15 protein-coding genes are annotated in these 14,265 nt (G+C 56.3%); 9 read left to right on the top strand and 6 right to left on the bottom strand.

Features of this window, described 5'->3' with window-relative positions; all coding sequences use genetic code 11:
• Positions 1-170: GTP-binding protein (locus BUB22_RS08655; protein WP_254794701.1), on the bottom strand; the 170-nt coding region annotated here is incomplete at its 3' end.
• 544 nt (positions 171-714) lie between these two features.
• On the opposite strand from BUB22_RS08655, the gene BUB22_RS08665 reads away from it, so the two are divergent.
• The 3 genes from BUB22_RS08665 to BUB22_RS08675 all read left to right on the top strand — a co-directional run bounded on the left by BUB22_RS08665 (position 715) and on the right by BUB22_RS08675 (position 3,834).
• The gene (locus tag BUB22_RS08665; protein WP_073114790.1) at positions 715-2,145 is read left to right on the top strand and encodes a hypothetical protein; all 1,431 of its coding nucleotides are present in this window, start codon (positions 715-717) and stop codon (positions 2,143-2,145) included.
• 151 nt (positions 2,146-2,296) lie between these two features.
• Positions 2,297-3,265, top strand: coding sequence for a D-alanyl-lipoteichoic acid biosynthesis protein DltD (locus BUB22_RS08670; protein ID WP_139258886.1), 969 nt, complete (start codon positions 2,297-2,299; stop codon positions 3,263-3,265).
• Positions 3,265-3,834, top strand: a complete 570-nt coding sequence (locus BUB22_RS08675; RefSeq protein ID WP_073114792.1) for a low molecular weight protein-tyrosine-phosphatase — start codon at positions 3,265-3,267, stop codon at positions 3,832-3,834. The genes BUB22_RS08670 and BUB22_RS08675 overlap by 1 nt, the downstream gene beginning before the upstream one ends.
• On the opposite strand, the gene BUB22_RS08680 is transcribed toward BUB22_RS08675, so the two are convergent.
• The 3 genes from BUB22_RS08680 to BUB22_RS08690 all read right to left on the bottom strand — a co-directional run bounded on the left by BUB22_RS08680 (position 3,806) and on the right by BUB22_RS08690 (position 6,999).
• Positions 3,806-5,209: an FISUMP domain-containing protein gene (locus BUB22_RS08680; protein ID WP_073114793.1), complete on the bottom strand. Its 1,404-nt coding sequence runs from the start codon at positions 5,207-5,209 to the stop codon at positions 3,806-3,808. The two genes, BUB22_RS08675 and BUB22_RS08680, sit on opposite strands and share 29 nt — an antisense overlap.
• A 135-nt stretch (positions 5,210-5,344) precedes the next feature.
• A complete protein-coding gene (locus BUB22_RS08685) occupies positions 5,345-6,367 on the bottom strand; it encodes a M48 family metallopeptidase (RefSeq protein WP_073114794.1) in 1,023 nt (340 codons plus the stop codon).
• Between the two features lie 71 nt (positions 6,368-6,438).
• A complete protein-coding gene (locus BUB22_RS08690; protein ID WP_073114795.1) occupies positions 6,439-6,999 on the bottom strand; it encodes a LemA family protein in 561 nt (186 codons plus the stop codon).
• Positions 7,000-7,088: 89 nt separating this feature from the next.
• Here BUB22_RS08690 and BUB22_RS08695 point away from each other — a divergent pair, with 89 nt between their 5' ends.
• Genes BUB22_RS08695 through BUB22_RS08705 form a run of 3 tightly spaced genes read left to right on the top strand, consistent with a single transcriptional unit; the run spans position 7,089 to position 9,133 of the window.
• The gene (locus BUB22_RS08695) at positions 7,089-7,646 is read left to right on the top strand and encodes a flavin reductase family protein (RefSeq protein ID WP_073114796.1); all 558 of its coding nucleotides are present in this window, start codon (positions 7,089-7,091) and stop codon (positions 7,644-7,646) included.
• A 16-nt stretch (positions 7,647-7,662) separates the two neighbouring features.
• Complete coding sequence (locus BUB22_RS08700) at positions 7,663-8,280, top strand: hypothetical protein (protein WP_254794693.1); 618 nt, start codon at positions 7,663-7,665, stop codon at positions 8,278-8,280.
• Positions 8,281-8,293: 13 nt separating this feature from the next.
• Positions 8,294-9,133, top strand: coding sequence for an MBL fold metallo-hydrolase (locus BUB22_RS08705; protein ID WP_073114797.1), 840 nt, complete (start codon positions 8,294-8,296; stop codon positions 9,131-9,133).
• A gap of 30 nt (positions 9,134-9,163) precedes the next feature.
• Here BUB22_RS08705 and BUB22_RS08710 read toward each other — a convergent pair whose 3' ends face one another.
• Entirely contained in the window at positions 9,164-10,108 is a 945-nt protein-coding gene (locus BUB22_RS08710) for an Rpn family recombination-promoting nuclease/putative transposase (RefSeq protein WP_073114798.1), read from the bottom strand.
• Positions 10,109-10,246: 138 nt separating this feature from the next.
• Between BUB22_RS08710 and BUB22_RS16705 the strand changes: the two genes are divergently transcribed.
• Positions 10,247-10,402, top strand: coding sequence for a hypothetical protein (locus tag BUB22_RS16705; RefSeq protein ID WP_175547271.1), 156 nt, complete (start codon positions 10,247-10,249; stop codon positions 10,400-10,402).
• Positions 10,403-10,646: 244 nt separating this feature from the next.
• On the opposite strand, the gene BUB22_RS08720 is transcribed toward BUB22_RS16705, so the two are convergent.
• Positions 10,647-11,639, bottom strand: a complete 993-nt coding sequence (locus BUB22_RS08720; protein ID WP_254794694.1) for a hypothetical protein — start codon at positions 11,637-11,639, stop codon at positions 10,647-10,649.
• 133 nt (positions 11,640-11,772) lie between these two features.
• Between BUB22_RS08720 and BUB22_RS08725 the strand changes: the two genes are divergently transcribed.
• Positions 11,773-12,792: a hypothetical protein gene (locus BUB22_RS08725; protein ID WP_139258888.1), complete on the top strand. Its 1,020-nt coding sequence runs from the start codon at positions 11,773-11,775 to the stop codon at positions 12,790-12,792.
• A 41-nt stretch (positions 12,793-12,833) separates the two neighbouring features.
• Positions 12,834-14,222 carry a sodium:solute symporter family protein gene (locus BUB22_RS08730; RefSeq protein WP_073114801.1) on the top strand — a complete coding sequence of 463 codons (1,389 nt, stop codon included), beginning with the start codon at positions 12,834-12,836 and terminating at the stop codon, positions 14,220-14,222.
• Positions 14,223-14,265: the final 43 nt, after the last annotated feature.

Consider the following 14,265-nt stretch of genomic DNA (forward strand, 5'->3'; position numbering starts at 1 on the left):
TTTTCTTCGGGAGCGTTGTCGATTTCGTCGAAACGCTTGGCGGCGGCGAGGCCGCGGGCAGCGAGGGTCGTGCAGATTGCGGCGGTCAGGGTGGTTTTACCGTGGTCAACGTGGCCGATGGTGCCAATGTTGCAGTGCGGCTTGCTTCTGTCAAAATGTTCTTTTGCCATTTTATTCCTCTTCTTCAGCAGAAGGTTTATCGCTTCAAGTCAAGAAGCCTCAAGGACTTCCGTTAATCCGGAAAGCATAGGAAGCGGTACTCTCCGAAATTGAGCCACAAATTTAGTAAATGACATTTTTTTTGCAAGCGTTTTTTTTGTTTTTTTACGAAAAAGGGGAAAAATGCAGGGTTATCCACAATCAAAAAAGCCTCTCGCGGCACGATTTTCGACTGCGCCAGCCCGTTTCTGGCAAAATGCCGTTTTTTGCACAATTTCAAGGTTTCAATATTTTTAACAAATGGATAGTTCCACTTTATCAACATTTAACTAACATTTATGAACCAAACCGCGCGCGGGTTTCCCTTCTCCTCCGTCATTATTGTAATATTTATTTTACAATAGATTTTTTTACATTCGATTTACATTTGCGTTTTCACCGTGTGACCGAGAACATAAAAAGAACACAATTAACGAGTTAGCGATTTTTTTACAAGGAATTCGATATCAATTAAAGTATCTTTGTCTGCGGTGTAATTAGGGTAATGAGGAAATTATGAAACATGCATTTTTGAAAGCCCTGCTCGCCGCGGGCGCAATCATGATCGCCTGGAACTGTTCCGATGAATCCACGACTGGCCCGAAGGCTCCCGAATATGCAGTAACATCTTCGGCATGGCTTCTTTCCACAGACCAGGACTACATCATCTACCTTGACGGGCGCGTCACCAACCCCGAAGGCGACATCATCGCCACCATCAAGTTCATCGATGGTTCCTCCGTGGGCGTCATCACCGACCTCGCGGGCAACGTGCTCTACGACGGCGTGGACGTGGCGGGCCTCCCCCTGCTCGAAAAGAACACCACAGTGTACGCCATTACCGGCCCGGCCTTCCACCTGGTGGACGAAACCGGCGACTACCTCATCTACCTCGCCGAAGACGGCGGTTCCATCGGCTTCGTGAAGGATTCCAACGCTACGGTCATCGGATTCTTCAACTTCGAGACCAACACGGTTGTCGCGCCCGATGGCGTTACCGAACTCACCAAGGTCGAAGACATCCTCGACCTCCCGGTGTTGCAGCCAGGTGACAAGTTCACCAAGGAACCCGACCCGGTCATCGAATCGAGTTCCAGCGAGTTCGTGCCTGGCCCCGAATCCAGTTCGGATATCGGCCCCACCCCCACAAGTTCCGCAACACCCAATTCCAGCAGCAGCAAGCCGAAATCCTCGAGCAGCGCCCCGAAGAGCAGCTCCTCTGTCGCCCCTGCCGGCGGATGCCCGAACATCAAGGTGAAGAGCGGTGGCAGAACCGGCTCCGGCTGGGCAACCCGCTACTGGGACTGCTGTGCACCCCACTGCTCCTGGTCGGAAAATGCCGGCGGCAACACCAGCAAGACCTGCGACTCCAAGGGCAAGAACGTTGTCGGCGGCGGCGGAAGCATCTGTTCTGGCGGCTACCAGGCGACCTGCTTGAGCCAGATTCCGTTCACCGTCAACGGCTGTACCGATATGGGCTTCGCCTTCGCGGCAGTCCCGGGTGCTGACGGCGGTACCTGCGGCAAGTGCTACCAGTTGACCTTTACCGGCAAGGGCAAGTACGCAAGCGACAACAACCTGAGCGCAATCAAGGGCAAGAAGCTCATCATCATGACCACAAACATCGGCCATGACGTGGAACAGGGTCAGTTCGACATCATGATCCCGGGCGGCGGCGTGGGTGCCTTCAATGGCTGCAGCCAGATGGGCTGGGGCAACCAGGGCAAACAGTACGGTGGCCTCCTCAGCGACTGCGAAGAGGAAAGCAACTACAACTCGTCCAAGACCCTCACCTGCCTCAAGAACAAGTGCAACAGCGTGTTCAGCAACGACGCGACCGCCAAGCAGGGCTGCATGTTCCTCGCCGAATTCATGCACGCGGCAGGCAACCCGCTGCACAACTACGTCGAAGTGGAATGCCCCGACGTGCTGAAGCAGAAATATTAGCAGAAAAAGCCGCAAGTTCGGCGACTCTACAAGCAATTTGATAAACGGCCCGCGAGCGCGGGTCGTTTTTTGTTGATTGTCGCGCACCGGCGATTTGCAAAACTGCCCGCCCGGTACGACGGACGGGCGCTCGGGAATTTATATTATAGGCATGATGTTTGGAAAGAATAGCAAGGCTTTGGCGATTGCTTTGATGGCAGTCGCGGGAATTACATGCGCCGCAAGCGCACAGACGCGCGTGGCGTGCGTAGGCAACAGCATCACCGCGGGCTACGGGCTCGGCTGGCAAGAAGACTACCCGTTCCAACTGCAAGAGATGCTGGGCGATAGCTACAAGGTGCAGAACTTCGGCGTTTCTTCCATGACGTTCGCGAACAAGGGCCCAAGCGACAACATGAGCTACTGGAACACCGACAAGTTCAAGGCGGCCCTCGAGTTTAACCCCGAGATAGTCGTCATAGAGCTCGGGACAAACGACAGCAAGTTCTTCACGAACAACTGCATCGAGAACGGACAGCCCCAATACAACTACAACTACGGGCAGTACGAGAAGGAACAGCTGTACAAGGATTACGAAGCGCTGCTCGACACCTTCATGCACCTCGCGACAAGCCCGAGGGTCATCGCGACGCTGCAACCCTATTCCAACAACTGCGGGTGGGGAATCATGGATACCGCAATCGTGAACCAGATAAACCCCATCATCGAGGAAGTCGCGACCCGGAAGGGCGTGGAGATTATCGACCTGCATTCGCAATTCAATACGCCCGCGTGGTTTTTGCCCGACAGCGTGCACCCGAACGCGACCGGCGCGAAGGAACTCGCGAGGATTATAAAGGAAGGCATCTTGAAGGCGCCGGCGGATACTTCGGGAATTACGCCCGCGGACACGGTGCCCGGGGTAAGCGATTCCACCGGGACACAGGATTCCACGACGGCAATCCGAAGGAATGCGCAGGGTTTCGCGGGGCAAGACGCACAGGGTTGGGGGTCGCAGGATGCGCAGAGTTTGGGGCAGCAAGATGCGCGCCGGTTCGACATGCAGGGCCGCACAATGCAACGGGAATACGGCAGGCGTAGCGCGACTCCGCTCGTGCAGAAAAGGCGCGGGGCCAACTAATGCCGAAAATCCTCTTCGTATGCCACGGCAACATCTGCCGGAGCCCGATGGCCGAATTCGTGATGAAGAAGATGGTCGCGGAACTGCAGGACGGCGCGGGCAATGACGCCGCGGGTTCTAGAGGCGCGGACATTGACGGCGCGGACAAAAACTGCGCGGACTTCGAGATCGCGAGTGCGGCAACGAGCACCGAAGAAATCGGGAACCCGGTGTACCCGCCAGCAAGGCGCATGCTGGAACGGCACGGCATAGATTGCAGGGGCAAAACCGCCCGCCAGATGACCCTGCGGGACTACGAGTACTACGACTATATCGTCCTGATGGACAGGAACAACCTGCGGAACCTCCGCTGGATACTGCCGCCCGCGATTTACGAGAGGGAATGCATCGGCGGAAGCGCCACGGACACACGCCTACCCCACAAGAAAGTTTCCCTGCTGATGGACTGGACCGGGAATTCGCGCGACGTAGCGGACCCGTGGTATACCGGCGATTTTGAGGCCACCTGGAACGACGTGAACGAGGGTTGCCGCGCGATGCTTACTTCTTTACGCAACGGACAGGCATAAAGCTCGTTTTGAGTTCGCCTTCGACCGTCTGGTCGAGATATTCCTCAAAGTGGATCTGGTACGCATCCGCATAGCCATCTTCCGTATTGTCCGAGAGCCATACCGACGACTTTACCAAGAGCATTTCATCGCCATCATTCTTGTAGGGGTCGTCCACATAGTACAAGCCCGAGGGAACAAACGACAGCCCGTACGCATCCGTAATTTCGAGATCGATTTCCTTGCGCATTTCGAGGGATACCACCTCGAGCACGCTGTGCGTCGCATGCCAGATATCGTAAATTTCTGCCTCAGTCGGGAGCCTCCAGCCATCCGGGCACACCTCCATCGCGGCTTCCCATGTATAGAGGCGCCCCGTAGACTCGCAATTTTCTTCCAGCCCCTGCGTGCAACGGTTAGACCCGCGGAGTTCCGGCATCGCGACAGAATCCGCATAGTTGAGGTTTTCGGCAAGCATTACGAGTCCTGCCACGCGCGTCGTCTTGTAACACTGGTTATCGCGCCCGTCAATGAACACCGCATAGTTGAAATCGGGATTCAGGTGTTCCCATGACTTCTTTGCTACGGAACAGGGATTAAAGGGTTCCGAGCTACTGGATTCCGGCTCATCGAAGGAGGAAGACGAACTGCTTACCGGCCTGAATTTCATTTCCATGAGCAGGGTATCCTTGACGCAGCGGAGCGGAGCGTAGTGCGACTTGCTCTGGTTCGAAAGACTTACGCCATCTTCGTCAAGTATTGCATAATAGGAGTTGACACGCGTAAAGTAGTCCCTGTCCTGAATCAGGCCGTAATCCCTATCGTAATCAACATACCAGTCATCGACGGAATCTTCCACCGCCGTGTGGAAGAACGAGTAATCCGGATTATACCTGTAATAATAGATGGAATAGAAGCCCGGCTCCGTGTCCGAGAAACCGTATTTTCCTAGCGAAGAAAAACCGCCCGCATAGTCCACGAGATAGAGCCATTCAAGAGTATCGGGCACATGCCAACCTTCGGGGCAAATCCCGCGGTGACGCGGTTTCGAGACCTTCGACGAGGCGTCGCCTATAAGGAGCGACTTGTCCAGATCCATCGCCTGCGTCCAGCTATAAAGGCGACCGTGAGAATCGCAGTTGGATTCCTTGTCGTCAAGGCACTTGCTGCCATCCACATGGTACTTCAGGTTCCCCGTCATCCACACGAGGGCGCCGATTTCACTCGTTGCATAAACATTAAAGTCGCGCGTATCGCAGAACTCGCCTGCCGCAAGAGACTCCGGACATTCCGTTCGTGAGGAACTGCTCGGGACTTCCGAAGCCGAACTGTAATCATCGGAAGCGGAACTGGAGTCATCGCCACAGGCAATCAGGGAGAACGGAACCGCCAGCAAAAAAATCCTTCTTAAAATATTTACTGATTTCATGTTCCGAGAAATATAAAAAAATTTACTTTGTAGACAACACCATCCGCAAATTTGCGACAGGCGGGACATTTCGGGCGATAAAGTGACCTGCGACTTCCAAAACTAGAACTGTTCCAGAAGCTTGATGCGCTCCGGAGTGTCGGGATGCGTGCAGAACAGGATGTTCGCCTTCGCGACAAGACCCTTGAGGCCCATCTCGTTGTCGAATTCCTCGTCCGGATGAATCACGTAGAGCTGCGCGATATCGTCGCGTTTTACATCGGCAAGGCCCGGATCCGCAGAAATCTTCCTGAGGGCAGAAGCGAGCGCGAGCGGGTCGCCACAGAGTTCGGCGCCACCCGCATCAGCGACGTATTCACGCTTGCGCGAGATGGCAAGGCGCGTGAGCGTGCTGAAGAGATACCCGATGGCAGCCCATACCAGCACGGCAAGCAAAATGATGATTATGCCTCCCCCGCCATTCTTGCGACTACCCCTACTGCGCGACGAGCGCATGGCACCGCTCAGGAGCCGCAGGGAGACATTCATGAGCATCGAGAATATGCCCACGAAAACGATGCACACCACCATCAGGCGCGTATCGCGGTTCTTGATGTGCGTGAGTTCGTGCCCCACGACCGCCGAGAGTTCCGCATCGTCCAGCTTATCTATGATGCCCGTGGTCAGCGTGACGGTGTAAGACTTTATATCGATACCGCTCGCAAACGCGTTGAGGCTAGAATCCTCGACGATGTTTATGCGCGGCATCTCGATGCCACCTGCGATGCAGAGGTTTTCTACGATGTTGTAGACGCGCACGTTCTCCTTGCGTTCCAGCGGACGCGCGTGCGTCGCATGCCGGATAATGAAGGTGTTCGTGAAGTACGCGATAACAAACCACGTTCCCGTCACCGCGAGCGTGTACGGCACCGCATCGAGGAAATACTGCCAGATGACATCCCAGTGAAACTCGGTCGCCTGCAGGCCTTCGGGGCAAACGCCGTTCCAGCAGAAGAACCCGAACCAGTCCAGCAAAACGACCGTGCCGAAAACCATCCCCAGGAGGAGCAGCGGGAACATGAAAAGCAGGATAACCGTATTGCGGTTATTCCGCCAAATCTGGGTCTGGATACCGACGTACTTCATAAGGATGTGTAATGTGAAATGTGAGGTGTGTAATTATTCATTTCACATTCCACACTCCACATTTTTCATTCCTAAAAACGTACCTCGGGAGCCTTGTTGAGGGTCTCGCGGCCTTCGGACGCCTCGTACATGGGAGCACGCCTGAAGTTGAACATGCCGGCGATGATGTTGCTCGGGAATACCTCGCAGGCGTTGTTGAACTCGCGGGTGGCGGAGTTGAAGAAGCGACGTGCGGCAGAAAGCTTGTTCTCGATATCGGAAAGTTCCGTCTGCAACTGCAAGAAATTCTGGTTCGCCTTGAGTTCCGGGTACGCCTCGAGGGAGACGCGGAGCCCGGCGAGCGCACCGGTAAGGGCCTTGTCGGCGGCAACCTTCTCGTCGACCGTGGTGGCACCCATCGCGGCAGCACGGGCGGATGTCACCTTATCGAGAGTTTCCTTCTCGTGGGTGGCGTAGCCCTTCACGGTATTCACCAGTTGCGGCACCAGGTCAAAGCGCTGCTTGAGCTGCACGTCGATATTCGCGAAGGCATTTTCGCGGTTGTTGCGGAGTTTCACGAGGCCATTGTACATGGAGATGAAACACACGACGAGAATGACCACGACGACGGCGATGACAATTCCGATAGTCATAAGAACTCCTTTGAAAATCGTTTTAAGAAAAAAGTATATAATTTTTTCGCAGATAGTTTTATATCTTGTAAAAAAAAAGGAGTTTTCAAATGCGCAAAGATCTCGGAGTAAAAACCTACCTGTACCCGCAACCCACGCTCGTCATCGCGACCTACAACGAAGACGGTTCGCCGAACGCGATGGTCGCCGCATGGGGCTCGGTGAGCGACTCGAACCAGGTGGCTATTTACGTGGCCGCATCGCACAAGACCGTGCCGAACATCAAGGCGCGCAAGGCATTCACCGTGAGCATGGCGACCGCGAAAGACATCAAGGCCATCGACTACCTGGGCATAACCAGCGGGAACAAGGTTGCCGACAAGTTCGCCAAGTCGGGACTCACCGCAATCAAGAGTGCTCACGTGGACGCCCCGCTCATCGCGGAACTCCCGCTCGCACTCGAATGCAGGATGGTGAGCTACGACGACGATTCGGAACTCCTGCTCGGCGAAATCGTGAACGTGACCGCCGACGAATCCGTACTTGATGCCGACGGCAAGCTCTCCGTAGAAAAACTCGCGCCGGTGTGCTACGATTCCGCAGGCCACGGCTACTACGTGATGGAACGCCGCGTCGGGAACGCCTTCAGCGACGGGAAGACGCTTTAAGGAGGCGGGAGTGCTTGTGAAGAAGTTTCTGCACGGCATGAACCCTGCCGCTTTTACGGGTTTCGCGCTTGCGGGCTTGCTCGCGGGCACGCTCGCCGCCTGCGGTGACGACAGTTCCAGCAGTTCTCCCGCTCCGGAAAGTTCCGACGCAGTCATCGAATCGAGCGACGCGCTTTTGCCGGAATCCAGCAGCGCGGCCCTGCCCGCATCGAGTTCCTCGGCGGAACCAACTCCGGGCGATACCATATGGAACAAGGCAAACCTCACGTGGTATACCTCCTGGCCGGAACCCGGCAGCGAGGAATGCGAGGACTACAACGGATGTACGTGGGCGGGCTGGTTCGCAGGCCTCGAAGACCAGCAGACAGAGGAATGGGTCAGCGAGCACAACATCATCGCCATCCACGAGAAGGACTGGGATACCTACAAACTCAAGACATTCAGGCTGCGCAAGAACGGCTACACCATCGACGCCGTCGTCTACGACAAGTGTGCCGATAGCGACTGTGACGGCTGCTGCACCAAGAACGCGGGCAAGGTCGGGTTCCTCATCGACATCGAGAGCTACACGCGCGCACGCTTCAACAACTACGGCTCGGGTACGGTGGAATGGACTTGCCTCGACTGCGAATAGGGCGCAAACGGCAATGAAGGTCCAGATTCTCATCGATAACATCGCAGGAACGTGCGGCCCGCGCAAGCTATTCGGCGAGTGGGGACTTTCCGTGTACGTGGAATATGACGGCCACAAGGTGCTGCTCGACACGGGCGCATCGCACCTGTTCGCAAAAAACGCAAACGTGATGGGCATCGACCTCTCGCAGGTGGATATCGGCGTGCTGAGCCACGCGCATTACGACCACGCGAACGGCATGGCGAAATTCTTTGCGCTCAATAAGACCGCACCCTTCTACCTGCGGAAGGGCGCAGGCGAGAACTGCTACCACACGCACAAGCTTTTCGGGCGATTTAGCTACCACGAATACATCGGCATTCACAAAGGATGGCTCGAGCGATTCGCGGGCCGCATCCGCTATGCGGAAGGCAATGCCGAAATTGCGCCGGGAATAACGCTCGTGCCGCATTCTACCACAGGGCTTGAACGCATCGGCGAGATGGCGCACCTGAGCGTGAAAGAGAACGGCAAATACCGCTACGACAGTTTCGCGCACGAGCAGAGCCTGGTGTTCGATACCCCGCAGGGGCTGTTCGTCATGAACAGTTGCAGCCACGCGGGAGCAGACAACATCGTGAAGGAAATCGGGGATGCCTTCCCCGGAAAAAGGATTTACGCGATTCTCGGCGGGTTCCATCTTTTCCGATACCCGGATGCACGCGTGCGCGCCTTCGCCGAAAGGCTACGCGAACTCGACGTGCAGAAGATTTACACAGGGCACTGCACCGGCGACCGCGCCTACGGAATATTGCGGGAAGTTCTCGGCGAGCGTGCAGAGCAAATGCACACCGGAATGACAATAGGGATTTAGGGATTCCAAAAAAGGAACCCCTAATTTGATTCACTTTTGAAAAAAGCTTGAAGCTGCGTGAATTTCGGATTCCGTCAAGCCCGTAAATTCAGCAATCTCTTCGAGGGACTTGTTCTTCGCAAGCATCTTGAGTGCTATTTCGCGGGCCTTGTTGCGTTCGCCTTCGGACAGACCTTCAGTCTTGCCTTCGGAAAAACCGATTTCGTGTTCAGCCTTCAAGTCCGTCATGTTTTTCGCCTCGCAGTTGAAAAGTTCCTCTACAAAGTTAATCAATTTAACGGAATCGAGCAAGTGTCGGAACGTCTTGTTCTGCATAATCTTTTCGGGAACGGGTTCCTCCTTGACAATCACCTTGATGGCGCGGAGCCACTGCGCCGCATCGGAGTTGTCGCTTGCGGTGATGCCCGCCTTTTCGAGTTCGAAGAACTTGTCGATTTCCACGAAAATCTTCTGAATCTTGGGGAAGAACTTCCTCCCGTTGCACATTTCGTCAACGTGATGGATGTACTTCTGCGGTTCTTCGGGGAAAAGCTCGAAATCCAGGAGCCCGAGGAAGTAGATGCGCGGCAGCTCGTACTTCTCGCTGGTGTGCACCTGGTTCTCGATGACGCGCGAGATGTAGTATTCCACGCGATCGCGGAAGAAGTCGTCACCCTGCTGCTGGACTTCGACCAGCACCTTTTCGCCGGCGTTCGTGGTGCCGATGATGTCAAGAATGCAGTCCTTCTTGTTGAAAACGCCCGGAAATTCCTGCATTTCGAGGGTGATTTCCTTGATGGCGTCGTCGCCCTGCAGGCCAAGCATCGCGTTCACGAGCGAGATGAGAAGCGAGTGGTCCTTTTCCTCGGCGAAGACAATCTTGAAAATGCCATCGCTGAGGATGTAGGCGTACTTGTAAAGTTCCTGGTACTTGAGGAGGTTGCTCTTGTCGATTTCCATCGCCTTGAGCAGGGAGTAATGTTGCGTGCGGTTCATATTTTTCCCGTTTGTTGAAGTTGCGGTTTTGGCTTGCAAACGGAAAATGCTGGGACGTAGAACACCTGCGGCACCAGACGGTTGCCGCTCGCAAACCAGTTGAATGACTGATTTTTACGTCCGCCTTTACGGTAGACGGTGCTCTACGTTGATAGCCACAGGGCCGGTTCCCTGCAGGGCAACTGTCGCGATTTGCGGATTGTCAAGTCCGCAAAGGGCAACGACCTCAAGCAGATAGTTGAACTGCCTCCCCGGTTCGAAAACGCTGTCAGGAGGATTGTCGGAATCTACTGAAATGAATATACAATCTTTTTGGAAGAAAGACAAGTCCCCGAGATGATACACCATAGCCTTACTTGCGCTGGGCGCGAACGGCGGCCTGTGAGCAGCAAATGCTCCGTATTAACGGAGCACGGTTGCGAGAGTGAGCGCTTTCCGGATTGCCCTACTTGCGCTGGGCGCGAACGGCGGCCTGTGAGCAACGAATGCTCCGTATTAACGGAGCATGGTTGCGAGAGTGAGCGCTTTCCGGATTGCCTTACTTGCGATTGGCGCGAACGGCGTCAACAGCAGCTTTGAGTTCTTCCTTCTTGGCCTGTTCCTCTTCCGGCGTAGGCTTCGTGTCTTCGAGAAGGCGGGCGGCCCATTCGTCCCAGAAGCGGCAGCGTTCGCCCTCGAGCTTCATCTTCGCGAATTTGACCGGCTCGGTCTCGACGGCGAGCGTCACGACCGATTCCTTGTAGGCCTGCGGGAGGCCCGCAACATGCGACATACGCTGCTTGAGCTCGGCGACAGTCGCATCCAGGATATCCACGTCGAAACGGCGTTCGATGTAACGGCGGGCAATGAACCCGAGCGCCATGAAGTAGTCACCCTGGTTGCCCTCGGCGAGATAATTTTTCTGCCTGAGTTCCTTGAGAGCGAGTACCGCCTCCTCGTACGGCGGGAGTCGCGGAGCCTCGCCCTTCTTCGCGAATTTCTTGTGCAGGAACCACCCGAGGAACACGAGCAGCACCACCCCCAGCACGATCAGCACGATGTAGAGCCACTGCGGCAGGCGCGGGTCATCGAGCGGGTCTTCCGCTTCCAGGATATCCGTCTCCTCGCCCGTAGTGCGCATGGAAACCTTCACGGCCACCGGGTCGGTATTCACCTTCACGGTATCGCTACCCACCACGGCGTTCACCTGCTGCGGCGCAATCAAGAAGTCACCGCTCACGAACGTGTTGAGCGTCGCGAGCCATACGAATTTCGCAGTCCCCTTGGGCATGCCCTCGGTCACCTTCTCGTTCTTCATCTCCTTGACTTCAAAGCTGCCAAGGTTCCCGACAAAGCTAGGCAAATCCACGATGGCGTTCTCCGGCGCCGTGACCTGGATTTCGTAATTGAACATGTCGCCCACGAAAACCTGGGCGTTATCGACGTTCGCCTTGACGCTCACATCGAAGGCGAAGGCGGGAAGTGCACAAAAAGCAAAAAAGACGGCCAATGCGGCGGGGCGGAAAAGGCTCTTACAAGAAAAAAGTGACATAAAGACCTCTGTGCCGAAGAATATACAAATTTTACCGCGAAAAAACACAGGATGTAGGCCACAGGCTGCAGCAGCCTTTTCACGAAAAACCATGCGGCAAATGCAGGCCGGAGAGTTTCTATATTGTAACTTTATGTTATACCCGTCCATTTGCAGAATCGTCCTCGTGCTCACGCTAGCCGATGCCGTACTTGCAAGTGCGGGCGAAAACACGAATGCGGGTGAAAAAGCGAACGCGAAGGCCGATTCGGCGACGCAGGCCATAGCCGACACGACAGAAATCTCGCAGGAGCATATCTTCAACGTGATAGGGCTCGTGCTCCCCCACAACTCGCTGCGCAATTCCAAGACGCTTCACAACTGGCCGTTCTTCGCCGTGGCCGCACCCGCCTGGGTATCGACCATCAGGCTCAAGAGGGATATCAACAGGGCTTTCACCCTCAAGGGATTCGCCACGTACGACCTGGGGTTCAACGGAATCGGGCTCCGCGTAGGCACATCGCTGGAACTTATCCACCTGCTGGAACTCGGCGTGCAGGTGAACACGGGAACGGCACTCAACTACGGCGAGACTGCGACCTTCATGGGCGTGTACGACCCCGAAAAGAGGGACTACCGCCAGGACATCGTCTTCACGCAATACGCCTACGGATTCAAGTACAATGCCGCGCTGACCATCCCGATGCTCGCGTTCCTGCCCAAGAGCAAGTGGACAAAGATTATCCTGAAGGGCACGGCGGAATACGCCTACTCGGGCTACACCGGCGCCGATGACGGCGAAGTGTGGAAGGCGGGCAGCGAGAACCTGGTGAACGGATTCAAGTACAAGTGCGGCGGCACGTTAATTTATATGCTGCCGTTCAAGCGCGTGAACATGGCCATGGTATCGGCAAACGTGAGCGGGTTCAAGCACGCCTACGATTTCGACAGCATCTACAAGGACTACAATCCCGGATTCAAGAAGGTAAGCATCACCCCGATGGCGTCGGTCAAGATAAGCGAGAACTGGAACGGCATGCTGATGGCGGTCGTATCGCGCGACCGCGTGTTCGAAAACAGGCGCTACCCGACCACCGAGGAACCCTTGCAGAAGCAGGTCGGGAGCGAATGGGACCTGCGCACCGTGATGTTTATCGCGAGCAGGAAATTCTAGGGCCGCCAGGGCTTTTTCGCATATTCTATCTTTGCGGTGTCATGACAGCCGCCCTCATCATATACCTCATAGTCCTCGTGCTTATTGCAATCCGCAGCGCACGCAAGGTCAAGGACATTCCCGACTTCTTTGTAGCGCGGAAGGGCGCTTCGGCGCGTATGGTGGCGGGGAGCCTGGTGGCGACAATTCTCGGCGGGTCGGCCGTTATCGGCGCGATCGATTCCGGAATGAAAATCGGCGGGGCCGCCAGCTGGTTCATGCTTACGGGCGCCCTCGGGCTATTCGCCCTCATCCCGTTTGCGGGTCGCGCATACAGCCACGGGAAATACACGCTCCCCGACCTGGTAGAGAACCTGTACGGCAAAGGCCCGCGGTTCGTTGCGTCGCTCGTGATACCGGTCGCGTGGACGGGTATCGTGGCGGCGCAGATTATAGCGGCGGCGAAACTCCTGATGACGTTCACCCCGATGGAATACACCACGGCCGCCGTCGTGTCGGCGGCGGTGTTCACGGGCTATACGCTCGCGGGCGGCCAGCTTTCGATTTTGCGCACGGACTTTTTGCAGGCATGCCTGATTATCGCAGGCCTACTACTCATCGCGGGCTTCGCGCTGATTAACGGGGCGGGCGATGCGGGCGTGCTCCCGGGCAAAGACCTTCCCTTCCCGTTCAACGCGGGCTTCTCGCCTTTCGACCTCTTCCTGCTCATCCTTACCTACGGCACAACGTACACCGCGGGCCCCGACATCTTCAGCCGCGTGTTCTGCGCGAAGGATATCGCCACCGCAAAGAAGGGAATCGCGATGGCAGCGGCAACCCTCATCCCCGTCGCATTCGTCATCGGGATTCTCGCGCTGTTCGGCACGAGCCTCGGTGACGTGCAGGGGGCCCGAATCACGGCCATTGCGAACGCAGTACTCCCGCCGGCGCTCGTCCCGCTGGTGGCGCTCGCGCTCCTGAGCGTCGTCCTCAGCAGCGCCGACACCACATTGCTCAGCAGCTCCGTGATACTCTGCGGGCTGTTCCGCACCGGCGCAAGCCCCAAGGAGGCTCGCGACCCGCATACCGCCGCAGGGCTCGCAAACAAAACGCTTCTCAAGGCGCGCGTCATCATCCTCGTGAACGGCATCGTGACCCTCCTGCTCGCGCTCGTATTCACCGACATCATCGGCACGCTCCTCCTCGCGCTCGCCGTCTACGCCGGCGCCTTCACCGTGCCTATCCTGTGGGGCCTCGCGGGGCTCCGTTCCAGGCCGGCAAGCGTCGCCGCGGGCATAATTCTCGGCGGTGCGCTCGCCCTCGCGGGCAAGCTCTGCCCTCCCCTTCCAGGAGCTATCGGGAGCCATACCGGCGACATCCTCACCATTGCGGCCTTCATCGTGAACGGGATTTGCCTTGCCGCCGGCCGTTTAAGGCACAAAAGCGCGTAGTCTCCGGGAATGCAGGGCCGACAGGCTCCCCGTAATATCATAT

This window comes from Fibrobacter sp. UWCM (genome assembly GCF_900129735.1).
Lineage (GTDB): Bacteria > Fibrobacterota > Fibrobacteria > Fibrobacterales > Fibrobacteraceae > Fibrobacter.